Source organism: Amycolatopsis nigrescens CSC17Ta-90, assembly GCF_000384315.1.
Classification (GTDB): Bacteria; Actinomycetota; Actinomycetes; order Mycobacteriales; family Pseudonocardiaceae; genus Amycolatopsis; species Amycolatopsis nigrescens.
On record NZ_ARVW01000001.1, the window covers coordinates 8,619,035 to 8,632,945 of the forward strand.

Genomic DNA, 13,911 nt, shown 5'->3' on the forward strand with positions numbered 1-13,911 from the left:
TGTCCGGCTCAGGACCGGCTCAGCCCGGTGGCGATCGCCTCGGTGTTGGCGCGCATCATTTCCAGGTAGGTGCCCGCGCCCTGCCCCGGTTCGCTCAGCGACTCGGAGAACAGCGGGACCACCGCCACCTGCAGACCGGCCTGATCGGCGAGCACCCGCGCCAGCCGGTCCGGCTGCGAGGAGTCCGCGAAGATCGCCGGCACCCCGGCCGAGCGGACCGTGTCCGCGAGCGACTTCAGGTCCGAGGCGCTCGGCGAGGCGAGCGTGGTGCCGCTGGGGATCACCGCGCCGATCACCTCGAAGCCGAAGCGCTGGGCCAGATAGCCGAAGACGTGGTGGTTGGTCACGAGTTTGCGGCGCTGCGGTGGGAGCTGCTCGAAGCGACGGCTCATGGTGGCGTCGAGCGCGTCGATCTCGCCCCGGAGTCGGGCGGCGTTGTCCCGCACGACCGCTTCGTGCACGCCGGCGACGTGTCTGAGGACCTGCTCGGTGATCGCGTCGACGGCGCCGCGCATCCGCCTGGGGTCGGTCCAGAAATGCGGATCGGGCCGCCCGGCGGACTCGTCGGAGGCGTAGTGGATCGGGTCGGCCTCCTCACCCACCGGCAGCGCGGGGATCCCGGCCTCCTCGGCCGCCCGGACGTTGCGCAGCACGCCTTCCTCGAGTCCGAGTCCGTTGTAGACGATCAGCCCGGACCGCTCGACCTCGGCCGCCTGCTGGGCGGAGATGCCGAACGAATGCGGGTCGGCGTTCGGCTTCATCAGCACCGTCACCTCGGCCTGATCGCCGACGATGGCGCGGGTGATGTCGCCGAGGATGTTCGTGGTCACCACCACCCCGGAGCCGTGCTGGCCGGTGCCGGAGCAGCCGGTGGCGATCATCAGGATCGCGGCGAGCAGCGCCGGCAACGCGCCGCGCCGCGAGCGGAAGGGGATGCTCATCGGCCGGTCTCCACCATGTGGCTGGCCTTGCCCTCGACGGTGAACGTCCTGGCACGCCGCAGGTTGTCGTTGTAGTCGATCTCGTACAGCTCGCCCGAAGCCGGGTTGTTGACGTAAGCGCGGGTGGTGTCCACCTGGATGACGGGTGCGATGGTGCCGCCGGCCGCCTCCGGTGACATCAGCGGTGCCTGCGCCCGCTGCTCGCCCGTGCTGGCGTCCAGCGCGTGCAGGACACCGTCGCGGGTCAGGGTCAGCAGCGGCGCGCCCTCGCCGACCGCGTTGACCGCGACGACCGGCCCGGTGCCGAAGTGACTCCACGTCCGGCGGGTGACGTCCAGCGACCACACGCCGTCGTCGCCGGCCTTGGCCGCGAGCGTGGTGCTGCCCGGCCGGTGGGTGAACCCGGTGGCCCGCTCGCCCTCGTCCACCTGCCGCGGGTACGGGATCTTCTCGCCGGTGAACGCGCCGTCCTTCCCGGTGATCAGCAGCGCCCCGTCCGCACAACCGAAGACCACCCCGCGCCGGGTGACGGCCTGGCCCTGCAGCTGCGGACAGGGCTGCTCGATCGCCGCCACGGGACGACCCTGCCGGTCGTGCACCCGCACGCCATTCGCGTACTGCTGACCGGGTTCGGCGACCGAGGCCAGGATGTGCTCGCCGTAGGGCACCGCGGCGCCGGCGTGCGCGCCGCGAACGACCTTGCCGGTCTCCACGACCGAACCCGCGTCCAGTTTGGCCCGGTCGAGCAGGGTCGCGGTGCCGTCGGGGAAGGACACCGCCGACACCACCGGGTCGCTGTAGGCGCCCAGCAGGCTGGTCCCCGGGACCGGCCCGACCTCGCGTACCGGCGCGCGGTAGTAGTGCACGTGATCCCCGTGGTCGACCATCCAGGAGCCGCTGTCCACGACGTGCACCGACTGGTCCGCACCGGTCAGATAGCCGAACCGGCCGTCCCCGGTGACGCGCTGGACACCCTCGACCCGGCCTGCTGGGTACACCTGCTCGGTGCTCAGGTCCAGCACGTGCACGGCCCCGGTTTCGGCGTCGGCCACCACCAGGCGGGACTGCGCTTCGGCCGTCTCCTCGGCGCCCTCGACGTAGCCGTGCGGCTTTTCCCCGGCCGGTGCGGCGTTCTCCGGCTGCTCATCACCGCACGCGGCCAGCAGCGCGGCGGCTGCGGACAGCGCGATGGTCAGGGCGGTTCCTCGGTTTGCTCGTGAATTCACTGTGCCTGCTCGTCGATCGTCGTTTTCAGGAATCGTTGGCGTAGAAGGGAAAGCAGCGCGGACACGAAGAAGATCAGCACCGCGGCGGCCGCGATGGTCGCCCCGGCGGCCGTGCCCCAGTGCCAGGAGACGACTAGCCCGGTGACCGTCGCCAGGATGCCCAGCAGCGCGGCGTACAGCATGATCGCCGGGATTCGCCTGGCCCAGAACGTCGCCGCCGCCGCGGGCGCGATGAGCAAGCCGAAGACCAGCAAGGTGCCGACCACGCGGAAGGACGCGACGATGGTCAGGGTGACCAGGGTGAGCAGCAGCGCGTTGGCCAGTCCCGGGCGCAGTCCCAGCGTTCGCGCCTTGCGGAGGTCGAACGCCAGCGCGACGAACGAGCGATGACCCAGCAACGACACCGCGGCCACGATCACGAACGCGATCACCAGGCCGATCAGGTCGTCGGAACTGACCGCGAGCACGTCCCCGAACAGGAACGCGGTGAGGTCGACCGCGAAGGACTGCGAATGCGAGACGATGATGACGCCAGCCGCCAGCATGCCCACGAAGAGCAACCCGATGCTGGTGTCCTGGGAGAGCCGCCGGGTACGGCTCAGCGCAGTGACCCCCAGCGCCATCACCCCGGCACTGACCGCGGCCCCGATCAGCAGGTTGCCGCCCGCGAGCGAGGCGATCGCCACCCCGGGCAGCATCCCGTGCGACATCGCGTCCCCGATGAAGGCCATGCCGCGCAACACCACCCAGGTGCCGACGAGTGCGCACACCAGCGACACGAGGATCCCGGCGACCAAAGCGCGCTCCACAAACGACACCTCGAAGGGAAGCAGCAACCAGTCCACGCCGACACTATAGTGGTAACGACTATCGTTTTCACAATGAGGGGTACGAGAGTGAACGGTTGCGAGCAGGAAGTCACCATGAGTGAGCTTTCCGCGAGTTACAGCCGCCGAACGGTGCTGCGCGGGGTCACTGCCACCGTGCCGCAGGCGCGGGTCACCGCGGTCGTCGGAGCGAACGGGGCGGGAAAGTCCTCACTGCTGAACGTGATCGCCGGGGTGCTGCCGGTGACGTCCGGAGCGCTGGAACTCGCCGGCTCCCGTCGCCCGGCCTACGTGACGCAGCGAAGCGAGGTGTCCGACGCACTGCCGATCACCGTGCGCGCCACGGTCGCGATGGGCAGGTGGGCCCACCGGGGCCACTGGCGGCGACTGACCAAAAAGGACCGTTCCGTGATCGAGGACTGCATGGCGCGACTGGACATCACCCCGCTCGCCGAACGGCAGCTCGGCACCCTCTCCGGCGGGCAGCGGCAGCGGACCCTGGTCGCGCAGGGCCTGGCCCAGCAGGCCGGTCTGCTCCTGCTCGACGAGCCCGCGGCCGGTCTGGACCTCAGCGCGCAGACGCTGATCGACAACGCGCTCGACGACGCCCGCCGGGACGGGGTGACGGTGCTGCGCGTGACCCACGACCTCGCCGTCGCCGACCGGGCCGACCACTGCCTGCTGCTGCACGACGGTCGTCTCCTCGCCCAAGGACCACCACGAACGGTGCTCACCCCGGACCAGGTGCGCCTCGCCTGGGGCCTGCCGCAATGGCATGACAGCCCGAACTGAACGATCAGTCCTTTGTGCGTCGCGGCAAGGCAGCAAAGCGCCGGCAGTGGTCTGATCAGCGGCCTTTCCGGACGATTTACAGTTTATTGACGGCCGGTTTCAGCAAGGGGATCCACGCTGTTGACGCGCTTGTCCGCCGCCGGTGATCCTTCCTTTCAGCACAATCTTCCCCCTGCGATCGGTGAAAGGAAGAGATGATGGGCAGTTGGCGAAGGAGAGCGTCGTTCGTCGCGGTGGCGGTGCTCGCGGTGGCGGGTGTGCCCGCGTCGGCGCAGGCCGAGCAGGCGTCGAATCTCGAACAGTCCGTTGTGCAGACCATGCTCGGCGAGCGCGCGACGAGCTCGGCCGCACTCGCCGCGCAGGGGCGTTCGGCCGAGGTCGACGTGCAGCGCAAGGACGCCGCCGGGTCGTGGGCCTTCGGTGCGGCGACACTCACCGCGTACTCGGTGGAGGGTGCGGCACCCGATGCCTCGTTGTTCGTGGCGCACCGCACCGGCCGGAACTGGCAGATCGCTCTCGACACCAGCCCCGGTTTCGCCGGGCTGATCCAGAGTTCACCGGAAAGCGTGGTGAGCGCCGGAGAAAAGCAAACGTTCGCGGCCAACGCGAGAAACGCGGCCGCACCACTCGGGTTGTCGTTGCCTTATCCACCCGGGGTTTCTTGGACCATGATCGGTGGCGTGCACGGCTGGAGCGGTCAGCCCCGGCCGTGGAGCTCGGTGGACCTCAACGGCGGTGACCGCCGCGTGCTGGCCGCGCAGAGTGGCCGCGCCTACTGGATGTGCAACAACGGCGGGCATATCCGGATCATTCACGACAACGGCTGGACCACCGAGTACTATCACCTGCTCGACGAGATCAAGCCGAACGGTGAGCCGATCAAGATGGGCGACTACCTCGGCATGACCAGCACCCGGATTCCGTGCGGCGGTTCGGCCGGCAGCAACCACGTGCACTTCGCGCTGAAACAAGGCAATTCGTGGGTGGCGCTGAACGGCAAGACGATCGGCGGCTGGACGTTCTACGAGGGCAGCCGCGCCTACAGCGGCTATGCCACCCATCAGACCGTCCGGCGCAATGTCGGGCAGGCTTTGCAGAACTACGGCCCCGACGACCCTGGTCACTGAGATGGGGGCATGCGAGGCTTTTGCGCATGCCCCCATCGATCGGGTGCGGGTGTCCCGCAAGATTCTCAAGGCGCGAAGGAGCTTTCGTACGCGTGTCGGCGGTTCTTGCCGCCCGACACGGCCGGAGCCGCGGCGGCCGGACCCCACTCCCCCGCCGCGGCGCCGGTCGCGTTATTCCCATTCCCAGCGGATACCGTGGCCGCCCGGTTGCGCATCGACCTGCACGAGGTGGGTGGTGCGCCATCGGGTCACCGAGAGCTCGGCGAGGTCCGCCCACGGGGTCCGGATATTCGGCTGCCAGATGCGGTAGCAGCGAGTCGGCACGGCGGCAGGGTCGAACTGGATCTGCAGCAGGTAGTTGCGCACCGGGAACCGCAGACCGCGGTGGTAATCGGCGGCCCGCGGGCCGCCGGAGCTGTAGGTGAACTCGTATTCGAGCACGTAGGTTTCGCCCGCCGCCAGCGGCCGCTCGAACAGCAGCTCCGCCGCGATCAGCCCGGCCGACCTGTCCTCGCGCACCCGCCCGATACGACATTGCGTAGCCAGGTGGATATCGGGCAGCAACTGCGAGTGCTCGCTGTGATAGATCGCGACGTAGCGGTCCACTCCGGCACGCCGCGCTTCGAAGACCACGTGCCCGTGGATCGAACTTTCCTCGCGGTCCGGCCCGATCTCGATGCGGTCGTGGTGGCTCAGCCAGGCCAGTTCGCCGTCGGCCCGGTGTTGGATCCGGTCGAGCAGGGTGGCCACGCTCGAATGCACAGGGCAGACCTGGTCAAGGGGTAGCGAACCGGGTACGTGGCCGAGCCACCGCCCGCGTGGCCGCCGCGGCCCCAGCAGCGTGATCAGCGAATTGTGCGGCAGCTCGAGAATGTCCTCCAGCGCGTGTACCGCCCGCAGCGAGACCGGCCGCTCCGGCCGGCAGGTGCCGCGCTGCCAGTAACTGAGGGTCGCCGAACTGATCTGGACGTCGTGTGCCCTGAGATGGTGGCGGACCCGTTCGAGACTGAGCCCGCGGGACTCGATCGCGGCACGCAGCGCGACGCTGAACGGGCCGGTCCGCAGGGCTTCCGACAGTTCTTGGGCATCTCGCCGAGACATGACCGTTCCTCCTAGTCATGCGACCCTCGTGACCAGTGTCCTACGAGATCCGCTGCCTTCGATCGGCCGTTCGGACGCCGTGCGGGTCATTCACGATTCGGTGGACGGGGCGCCTGGAGGGTGGCCGGCGCCCGGGCAGGAGAGCCGCGATCAGCTCTCCTGCCCGGGCGTGGCGCCGTTGGTGGCGATCGGGGTGCTCAGGTGTGCGGGCAGTTCCCCTTGAAGGCGGAGGTCTTGGGGTCCTTCGGGAGGGGGCAGAGGAACTGCTCGTAGCGGGTGTCGTTGTCCACGAAGCGTTTGAGCCAGGAGATGCTGTACTTGGCGATGGTGACGTTCGGGATGACGGCGTCGAAGTGGCTGCCGCCGGCGATTTCGATGTAGCCCTTGTTCGACGTCGCTTTGAGGCTGTCGTAGAACGGGACCGCGAAAAGCGGGGCGGGGGCGACGAAATCGACCTGCCCGCCGATGACGAGCGTCGGCGTGCTCACTTTGGAGAAGTCCTGGCCGATGTGGAAGGGATGCAGCGGGATGGCGGCCCTGAGGGCGGGGTTGCGGCCGGCCGCTTCCAGGGTTCCGCCGCCGCCCATGGAGTGGCCCATCACCGCCAGCCGGGAGGGGTCGATCCGGTCCTTGGCCGGACTCTTCTCCACCAGGTACTTCAGTGCCGCGAGGAGCTGGTCGGCGCGGGCGCTGGGGGTGTCCACGGGGGTGTTGGTGGAGATGGTCAGCACGACGAAGCCCTGGGACGCCAGCCGGGGCCCGTACCAGGAGATGAGGAACTCCGGTGAGATGAAGCCGGGCGAGATGGCGACCGCGCCGAAGGTGCCCTGGCTGGTGTCGTTGGGGTAGGTCAGGGTCCCGCCGGAGAAACCGTCTCCCGGGGGCACCGGCGCCTGGGTCACCGCGAAGGGTCCCTTTTCCGCTTCGATGCTTCCCGTGGTGGGCTCAGGACCCCGCTGGAAGGGATTGTCGGCGGTGGTCAGCGGACCGGCGGAGGCCAGGCCCGTTCCGATCAGCACGAATGTAGCGACCGCGGCGATCGCGGACTTTATCTTGCGCGCTTTCACTGGCATTCACACTCCGCAATAAGAATGGTCATGGACACGGTGAAAAGTTGTTGGGTGAGATTTTTGAACAGACACGACAGATTGTCAAGATGACTTCGCGCGATTGTTGGGAGACCTGAAAATGGCTCACTTCGGAGCCAGCGCGGGCGCGGTGGATCAGCATCCCGGTGCGTGTTTCCAGCGCAGGTTCCGCTGCCGCAGCGATCACACGGACTCCACGGCCCAGCCGATCCGACACTGAAGCATGTTGACCAGCACCCCTGCTCAACATGCTAATAAAGGACGGCCCTTTCATCATCCCGATGAGGCTTTCGCAACCCCGCCCGACCTGCCGCGAGTCCACGCTTGACAATCGCCCGAACCTGACGAATTCTTATTTTGACACACGTACGTGCCTGATAACTGTTTCCTGCACTGCGATAGAGCTGGATAAACCTGCCCCCAGCTGAAACATCAATGTTTGCCCACCGACCTGGAGCATGACCGTGGTTTTGAATCCGAACCTCTCGCGAGCGGGCTGGCGGCGGATCCGCCGGGTGCTGGACTCGCGGGTGGTGGGCGCGCTGGCTGTGCCGCACGGGGTGGACCGGTACCTCGGCCTGTTCAACCCGGTGTGGTCGGTGCGGGAGGTGCGGGCCGTGGTGACCGGGGTGGCTCATCACACCGAAGACAGCGTCACGCTGACCTTGCGGCCCAACGCGAACTGGGAGGGCGCCCGTGCTGGGCAGTACGTGCGGCTGGCGGTGGAGATCGGCGGTGTCCGCCGCACGCGGTGCTTCTCCGTGGCCGGTGCCGCGCACCGGGCAGACGGGACGATTGAGATCACCGCGAAAGTGAACCCTGCGGGTACGGTCTCGCGGTATCTCAAGGAGCATGCCCGGCCCGGCCTGGTGGTGGTGCTCTCCCAGGCCGAAGGCGGGTTTGTGCTTCCGGCGCAGTTGCCGGGGCGCATTGTGCTGATCAGTGCTGGTAGCGGTATCACCCCGGTGATGTCGCTGCTGCGTGCCTTGGTGGCGCGGCGGTTTCCCGGCCAGGTCACCTTTCTGCACTACGCCCGCACCGCACAGCAGATGATCTACCGGGAGGAACTGGCGGCGTTGGCGGCGGCCTGCCCCAGGCTCATCCTGGCCCCCGTGTACACCCGCGCACCCGGCGCCGGGCGGCTGGACGGCCGGTTCTGCCGGGAGCACCTGCTCGAAGTCGCGCCGGACTACGCCGACGCCCTGACCTACGTGTGCGGACCCGGTGCGTTGATGGACACGGCCGCCGCGTTGTGGACTGCCGAGGGGATTGAGAACCGGCTGCTGACCGAGCGGTTCACCATCCGGGCACCCGTGACCGACGCTGGGGACGCGACCGGTGAGGTGCGGTTCATCCGGAGCGGGATCACCGCCCCCAACGATGGGCGGACGTTGCTGGAGCAGGCTGAGGCGGCGGGGGTGAATCCGGAGTACGGCTGCCGGATGGGGGTTTGTCATTCCTGTTCGAGCATCAAACCGGACGGGTCGGTCCGCAATGTGCTCACCGGGGCGGTCACCAGCGAAGCCGGGGCGCGGATCCAGCTGTGCGTGACCGCGCCGTGTGGTGATGTCGAGCTGGATCTGTGACCGGCCGACAATCTGGGTTGCGGTGGGAGCTGGACGCGGCCGGGCTGTACGCGGTCCGGATCGAACAGCGACGCCCCGCCGGCTGGTAGCGCTGGGTGCCGACCTGGCCGGTGTACCTGCTCTCCAGCAGCCCTGGTCACCCCTATGCGGATGACTGTTTTCCTATCAATTCTCGGACACAAACCCTGTACGCACGTGACAATTCTGATGAGCGCACCATCAACGTGAAATTCCTTTCTTGCACCAGCCGGACTACGCATCGGTAACATCGTGTTAATTCTTGACTGGACAGCCGTTACCGTGCCAGGGTTTAAATACCTTCGAAGGCCCCAGCCAAATACCATCTACCGTGATTCAAAGGAGAAGCACATGCAGATTCTCGCCGCGCACGGCCACGACGTCATCTCCAACGTTCTGGCCAACCTGGCGCACATTCTCGGCTGGCTCGTCTGACCCATCGAGTCGATAGTGTCTGACCTGGGCGCGGGGCGACGGTTCGGAAAACCGGCCGGGACCCCGCGCCCAATGGCGTCCGGCAGGATGGTGGCAAACACTCATCAAGTTACGAGGAACACGTTTCCAATTATCATTCTGACACGGCTTTTCTACGTTCGCTGGGATGCGGCTCGGCGGAATCCGCCTGGGGCTAACCCGTGGTCCCGTTTGAATGCGTGGGCGAAGGCGAACTCCGAGGTGTAGCCCACCTGCCGGGCCACTGTGGCCAACGGCGCGTCACCGTCTCGCAGCAGCCGGGCCGCAAGCGTCATCCGCCACCAGGTCAGGTATGCCTGCGGCGGCCGGCCGACCAGCGCGGCGAACCGTCGGGCGAAGGCCGCGCGGGACAGTCCGGCCTGGGAAGCCAGCTCCCCGACCGTCCATGGCCTGCCAGGGTCGCCGTGGATGGCCTGAAGCCCGGCGGCGACGGCAGGATCGCGCAGCGCTGCTGCCCAGCCGGTAGCGCCATCGTGAGCGGACTGCTCGTCGAACCAGGCACGCAGGATGTGCAGCAGCAGCACGTCCAGCAGGGCGGGCAGCATGGCGTCGCCGCCGGGCCGTGGCTGCTCCAGCTCACCGCCGAGCAGGTCGACGGCGGCGCGTAGACCCTGGTGGTGGCCGACCCTGGCCGGAAGATGGATCACCTCCGGCAGGTCACCGAGCAGCGGGTGCGCCCGGGACCGGTCCAGCAGGTACGCGCCGCAGAGCGTGACCGTCGCAGCGGACGAACCATCCGCCGGGTGCCGGCCGGGTGGAATCTCGGCCGGTGCCAAGGAAGTATCCGCCAGCGGGGTCGACGGGCTGTCGGCGAGGCCGTGGGCGGCTCCGTGCGGCAGGAATGCCACATCCCCCGCTCCGAGGGCGATCGGCGCGCCGTCTGGCGGGAAAAGCCAGCACGATCCCTGCAAAACGATGTGGAAGCCGGCCCCCTCGACCGGTGGAAGCCGCATACCGAACGGCACCGGCCGGCGTACCCGGCCGGAGTGCGGCTGACCGGTGCGCATGGCGGTGACCGCATCGGAGAGCACATCCATTCAGCCAGCGTATCGATGCGATTCCAGCGAAGACGGTCACGCATGAACCAGAGATGTTCACGCATTGGACGTCTCACAACGCCGTCCTACGGTGAAATTACCGGCCAGCTGGCACGGCCATCTCGGACAACATCACCCCTCGCTCGAACCAGGAGATCCACGTGAAGATCGCCGTCTACGGCGCAAGCGGCTACCAGGGAAAGCTCGTCCTCGCGGAACTGGCCCACCGCAACATCGACATGCTGCTCGCCGGCCGCAACGCCAAGCGCCTGCGCGAGGCCGCGGCAACGGTGGGAACAGCCGACACCCTGCAACGAGTAGCCGACACCGACGACCACGACGCCCTCGTGGCGGCCTTCCGCGGATGCGACGCGGTCATCAACTGCGCCGGACCGTTCACGAGTTCCGGCCCCGCAGTGGTTCGCGCGGCCATCGCGGCCGGCTGCCATTACGTCGACACCGCCGGCGAGCAGCTCTACACCAAAGCGGTCTTCGACACCTTCGCCGGCGCCGCGGAGCGCGCCGGAGTCACCGTCATCCCCGCCACCAACGACGGGTGCGTACCCGGGGACCTGGTCGCCCACCTGATCGCCGAGCGCGTCCAGCCGATCGAGGAGATCACCGTCAGCCACTTCGTCGTCGGCGGGGTCGGGTTCTCCCGCGGCTCGTTGCGCTCGGCAGTCGACACGATGGACACGATCAAGGCGGGCGGCCTCAGCTACGACGACGGTGACTGGCGTATCGGCATCCCCGCCAGGCTCGCCGCGGTCACTCTTCCCGACGCCCCGCAGCCGACCGAAATGGTGAAATGCCCCTTGTCAGAGGTGGTCACCATCCCGCGCCACGTGCCGGTCCGGCATGTCGAGAGCCTCGTCGACGCCGCGGTCGGCGCCCAGTTGGGCACCCCGCTCACTCCCCAGATCATCGACAGTCTCCCCGAAGGGCCCGCCCAAGAGGACCGCCGCACCCAACGGTTCACCTACCTCGTCGACGCCATCGGCCACGATGGCCGAACAGCCCGCGGCACCGTGCGAGGCCACGACACCTACGGCAGCACCGCCGTGATCGCCGTCGAAGCCGCCCGCCGACTGGTCGCGGACGGCGCAGAACCAGGCGTGCTCGCTCCCGCGCAGGCGTACGACCCGACCAGCTTCCTCGCCTTCCTCGCCCCACACGGAATCAGCTGGACCATCAGCGTCTCGGCCGCGCGACGTACTGACCCGGCGGGCAACGCTCAGGAGAATCGACGACTACGGCCGACCTGACCGTGCGGCAGGATAGCCATCATGGTGGAGATCTACCCCTTGACCGAATCCGACCGCACCGACTGGGAGGTGCTGGCCCGCAGCTTCAACGCGTTCTTCAAGACCAAGGTCAGCGCCGACAGCTATGCCCAAACGTGGCGACGCCTGCTCGATGATGCAGAGATACGCGGGATCACCGCGCGGCTGGACGGCAAGATGGTCGGCATCGCGCACTACCTGTTCCACCCGAGCGTCTGGTCGACCGGGAGATGCTATCTGGCGGACCTGTTCGTAGACCCGGAAGTCCGGCGACAGGGTGTCGCGACGGCAATGATCGAGTGGGTCGCGCGGGACGCCGAGGAGCACGGCGCTGCACGCCTTTACTGGAACACGCTGGACACCGCTGCTGCCCGTGCGCTGTACGACAAGATCGCCAGCTTCGAGGGTCACATCGTCTACAGCTACTCAGGTGCGGCCGGGGACGAGTCCTTCAGCGGTGAGGCCGGCGAGCACGGCGTCGCTTAGTGCGGTGACCGCGCTCAGCGGGCGGACCATCACGGTGAACTCCTTGATCAAGCCCTGCTCGTCCAGGTGCACCAGGTCGATGCCGTGGATCTGCTTGCCGTCCACCACCGCCCGGAAGACCAGGACGTGCGAGTCGGCCGGCTCCCCGGCGAAGGTCTGGGCCTCGCCCTGGAGTTCGCCGGTGTAGCGGAACTCGGTGAAGACCCGTCGCAGCAGCACGCCGAAGACGGCGAGCACCATGGCGTGGCCCTCGAACGGCGTGAACTTCACTGGGCTGAAGAACCGCACGTCCGGGGCGAACAGCGAGTCCAGCGCGGCGATGTCCCGCTGTTCGACGGCGGTGCGAAAACGGGCGATCGAGGTCATGAGACCTCCCTCCATAGTCAAGGATGCGAATAGTCATATAGTTGACTACAGTGGGCGGCGTTGTCCACCCGGAGCGAAGGAGGACGCGGGACGTGGCCCTGCGACATGCGGTGCTGGCGGCGCTGCTGGACGGCGAGTACAGCGGCTACCAACTGGCCAAGGCCTTCGACGTGGGCGTGGCCAACTTCTGGCACGCGCTTCCGCAGCAGCTCTACTCGGAACTGGCCAAACTGGAGCGGGAGGGGCTGGTCGCCGGGCGCCAGGTGGTCCAGGAAACCCGTCCGAACAAACGCCTGTTCACGGTCACCGAGGCGGGTACGGCCGAACTCGAGCGGTTCGCGTCCGCTCCGTGCAAGCCCTCGTACATCCGGGACGACCTCATGGTCAAGGTGCAGGCCGCCGGCACGATCGGCATGACGGCGGTGATCACGCAGCTCGACGAGCGCGCAGCGGTCGCCACCGCCAAGATCGAGATCTTCGACAAGCTGCTGCGCAGGATCCGCGGCGATCTCGACGAGGACGATTTCCTGCTGCACGGTGACCGGATCGGCCCGTATCTAACCTGCCTGCGGGGACGGCGGTTCGAACAGGAGCACCACGATTGGTGCGTGCGGACCGCTTCGGTGCTGCGAGCAAGGGAAAACGCCCATGCCCGGTGACGCCCGCGCCTACCGCCGCTATGTGGCGCTCGGTGACAGCCAGACCGAAGGCCTGAACGATGGGGACGACATCCGGGGGTATCGGGGTTGGGCGGACCGCCTCGCCGAACAACTCGCGGCCGTGAACCCGGCGCTGGAGTACGCCAACCTGGCGGTGCGCGGCCGCCTCGCCGGGCAGGTGCGGGCCGAACAGCTGCCGGCGGCGCTGGCTCTGCGGCCGGACCTGGCCACCGTGATGGCCGGGGTGAACGACCTGATCCGCCCCGGTTTCGACGCCGCGGCCGTGACCGGGCACCTCGAGGGGATGTTCGCCGACCTCACCGGCGCGGGTGCGCGGGTGGTCACGGTGATGTTTCCCGACCCCGGGCTGATGATGCCCGCCGGGCGGCTGCTCTCCGCACGCACCCGGGACTTCAACACCCGCATCCGCGCCGCCGCGGACCGGCACGGGGTGCGAGTCGTGGACCTCTCCGCCTACCCTGTCTGCACCGATCCGAGGCTGTGGAGCGCGGACCGGCTGCACCTCAATCCGGTCGGCCACACCCGGCTGGCCGCCGCCGTCGGGCACGCCCTCGACCTGCCGGGCAGCGGCACCGAATGGACCCTTCCCCTTGCACCGCAAGCGATTCCGACGCGGCGGCGGGTCGCGGCCGAACTCCGCTGGGCCGCGAGCTTCCTCGGACCGTGGATCGCCCGTCGCCTGCGCGGCCGCTCCTCCGGAGACGGCCGAACCGCCAAACGCCCCGAGCTCCGGCCCGTGCACGAAAGCTGAGGGAGACAACGCCGGACTCGGCGCTCCTCGTTGGGAAGCCTTGATCGACTTTCGGAGCCGGTCCATGGTCGTCTTGCCGCAGCCGGTCTTCGCCGCGATGACCTAATGAGGCCATGGGCCGCACGGTG

At 68.2% G+C, this 13,911-nt stretch carries 14 protein-coding genes; 7 read left to right on the top strand and 7 right to left on the bottom strand.

All coding sequences use genetic code 11. The annotated features are described in order from the left end of the window. Window positions 1-8 precede the first annotated feature (8 nt). The 3 genes from aztC to aztB are packed head-to-tail and all read right to left on the bottom strand — an operon-like array spanning window position 9 to window position 3,012. Window positions 9-941 (bottom strand): zinc ABC transporter substrate-binding protein AztC, encoded by a 933-nt coding sequence (gene aztC / locus AMYNI_RS0140825; protein ID WP_020673918.1) that lies wholly within the window; start codon window positions 939-941, stop codon window positions 9-11. Continuing rightward, entirely contained in the window at window positions 938-2,167 is a 1,230-nt protein-coding gene (locus tag AMYNI_RS0140830) for a hypothetical protein (protein ID WP_020673919.1), read from the bottom strand. The genes aztC and AMYNI_RS0140830 overlap by 4 nt, the downstream gene beginning before the upstream one ends. Next, window positions 2,164-3,012: a zinc ABC transporter permease AztB gene (gene aztB, locus AMYNI_RS0140835; protein WP_020673920.1), complete on the bottom strand. Its 849-nt coding sequence runs from the start codon at window positions 3,010-3,012 to the stop codon at window positions 2,164-2,166. Before aztB ends, AMYNI_RS0140830 begins: the two co-directional genes overlap by 4 nt. Before the next feature lie 78 nt (window positions 3,013-3,090). Between aztB and aztA the strand changes: the two genes are divergently transcribed. Continuing rightward, on the top strand, window positions 3,091-3,786 hold the full coding sequence (gene aztA / locus AMYNI_RS0140840; RefSeq protein WP_020673921.1) for a zinc ABC transporter ATP-binding protein AztA: 696 nt from the start codon (window positions 3,091-3,093) through the stop codon (window positions 3,784-3,786). 197 nt (window positions 3,787-3,983) lie between these two features. Continuing rightward, entirely contained in the window at window positions 3,984-4,913 is a 930-nt protein-coding gene (locus tag AMYNI_RS46680; protein WP_169515809.1) for a M23 family metallopeptidase, read from the top strand. Window positions 4,914-5,084: 171 nt separating this feature from the next. On the opposite strand, the gene AMYNI_RS0140850 is transcribed toward AMYNI_RS46680, so the two are convergent. Beyond that, entirely contained in the window at window positions 5,085-6,014 is a 930-nt protein-coding gene (locus tag AMYNI_RS0140850) for a catalase family protein (protein ID WP_020673923.1), read from the bottom strand. Between the two features lie 197 nt (window positions 6,015-6,211). Further along, the gene (locus tag AMYNI_RS0140855; RefSeq protein WP_040406255.1) at window positions 6,212-7,087 is read right to left on the bottom strand and encodes an alpha/beta hydrolase family protein; all 876 of its coding nucleotides are present in this window, start codon (window positions 7,085-7,087) and stop codon (window positions 6,212-6,214) included. A 473-nt stretch (window positions 7,088-7,560) separates the two neighbouring features. Between AMYNI_RS0140855 and AMYNI_RS0140860 the strand changes: the two genes are divergently transcribed. Then, window positions 7,561-8,688, top strand: a complete 1,128-nt coding sequence (locus AMYNI_RS0140860; RefSeq protein ID WP_020673925.1) for a ferredoxin reductase — start codon at window positions 7,561-7,563, stop codon at window positions 8,686-8,688. Between the two features lie 605 nt (window positions 8,689-9,293). Here the strand turns inward: AMYNI_RS0140860 and AMYNI_RS0140870 are convergent. Further along, window positions 9,294-10,217, bottom strand: coding sequence for an AraC family transcriptional regulator (locus AMYNI_RS0140870; RefSeq protein ID WP_020673926.1), 924 nt, complete (start codon window positions 10,215-10,217; stop codon window positions 9,294-9,296). Between the two features lie 161 nt (window positions 10,218-10,378). Here AMYNI_RS0140870 and AMYNI_RS0140875 point away from each other — a divergent pair, with 161 nt between their 5' ends. Both AMYNI_RS0140875 and AMYNI_RS46685 read left to right on the top strand, forming a co-directional pair. Beyond that, window positions 10,379-11,482 (top strand): saccharopine dehydrogenase family protein, encoded by a 1,104-nt coding sequence (locus AMYNI_RS0140875; RefSeq protein ID WP_020673927.1) that lies wholly within the window; start codon window positions 10,379-10,381, stop codon window positions 11,480-11,482. Between the two features lie 21 nt (window positions 11,483-11,503). Further along, window positions 11,504-11,986 (top strand): GNAT family N-acetyltransferase, encoded by a 483-nt coding sequence (locus tag AMYNI_RS46685; RefSeq protein ID WP_020673928.1) that lies wholly within the window; start codon window positions 11,504-11,506, stop codon window positions 11,984-11,986. Here the strand turns inward: AMYNI_RS46685 and AMYNI_RS0140885 are convergent. Next, window positions 11,927-12,352 carry a nuclear transport factor 2 family protein gene (locus tag AMYNI_RS0140885; RefSeq protein WP_020673929.1) on the bottom strand — a complete coding sequence of 142 codons (426 nt, stop codon included), beginning with the start codon at window positions 12,350-12,352 and terminating at the stop codon, window positions 11,927-11,929. The genes AMYNI_RS46685 and AMYNI_RS0140885 overlap by 60 nt on opposite strands. A 92-nt stretch (window positions 12,353-12,444) precedes the next feature. On the opposite strand from AMYNI_RS0140885, the gene AMYNI_RS0140890 reads away from it, so the two are divergent. Both AMYNI_RS0140890 and AMYNI_RS0140895 read left to right on the top strand, forming a co-directional pair. Then, a complete protein-coding gene (locus AMYNI_RS0140890; protein ID WP_020673930.1) occupies window positions 12,445-13,011 on the top strand; it encodes a PadR family transcriptional regulator in 567 nt (188 codons plus the stop codon). Then, window positions 13,001-13,783, top strand: a complete 783-nt coding sequence (locus AMYNI_RS0140895; RefSeq protein WP_020673931.1) for an SGNH/GDSL hydrolase family protein — start codon at window positions 13,001-13,003, stop codon at window positions 13,781-13,783. Before AMYNI_RS0140890 ends, AMYNI_RS0140895 begins: the two co-directional genes overlap by 11 nt. Window positions 13,784-13,911 lie beyond the last annotated feature (128 nt).

Coding starts and splice junctions, on each gene's coding strand:
- aztC (WP_020673918.1), bottom strand. CDS start 941: ATGAGCATCCCCTTCCGCTCGCGGCGCGGCGCGTTGCCGGCGCTGCTC.
- aztA (WP_020673921.1), top strand. CDS start 3,091: ATGAGTGAGCTTTCCGCGAGTTACAGCCGCCGAACGGTGCTGCGCGGG.
- AMYNI_RS46680 (WP_169515809.1), top strand. CDS start 3,984: ATGGGCAGTTGGCGAAGGAGAGCGTCGTTCGTCGCGGTGGCGGTGCTC.
- AMYNI_RS0140850 (WP_020673923.1), bottom strand. CDS start 6,014: ATGTCTCGGCGAGATGCCCAAGAACTGTCGGAAGCCCTGCGGACCGGC.
- AMYNI_RS0140855 (WP_040406255.1), bottom strand. CDS start 7,087: ATGCCAGTGAAAGCGCGCAAGATAAAGTCCGCGATCGCCGCGGTCGCT.
- AMYNI_RS0140860 (WP_020673925.1), top strand. CDS start 7,561: ATGACCGTGGTTTTGAATCCGAACCTCTCGCGAGCGGGCTGGCGGCGG.
- AMYNI_RS0140870 (WP_020673926.1), bottom strand. CDS start 10,217: ATGGATGTGCTCTCCGATGCGGTCACCGCCATGCGCACCGGTCAGCCG.
- AMYNI_RS46685 (WP_020673928.1), top strand. CDS start 11,504: ATGGTGGAGATCTACCCCTTGACCGAATCCGACCGCACCGACTGGGAG.
- AMYNI_RS0140885 (WP_020673929.1), bottom strand. CDS start 12,352: ATGACCTCGATCGCCCGTTTTCGCACCGCCGTCGAACAGCGGGACATC.
- AMYNI_RS0140895 (WP_020673931.1), top strand. CDS start 13,001: ATGCCCGGTGACGCCCGCGCCTACCGCCGCTATGTGGCGCTCGGTGAC.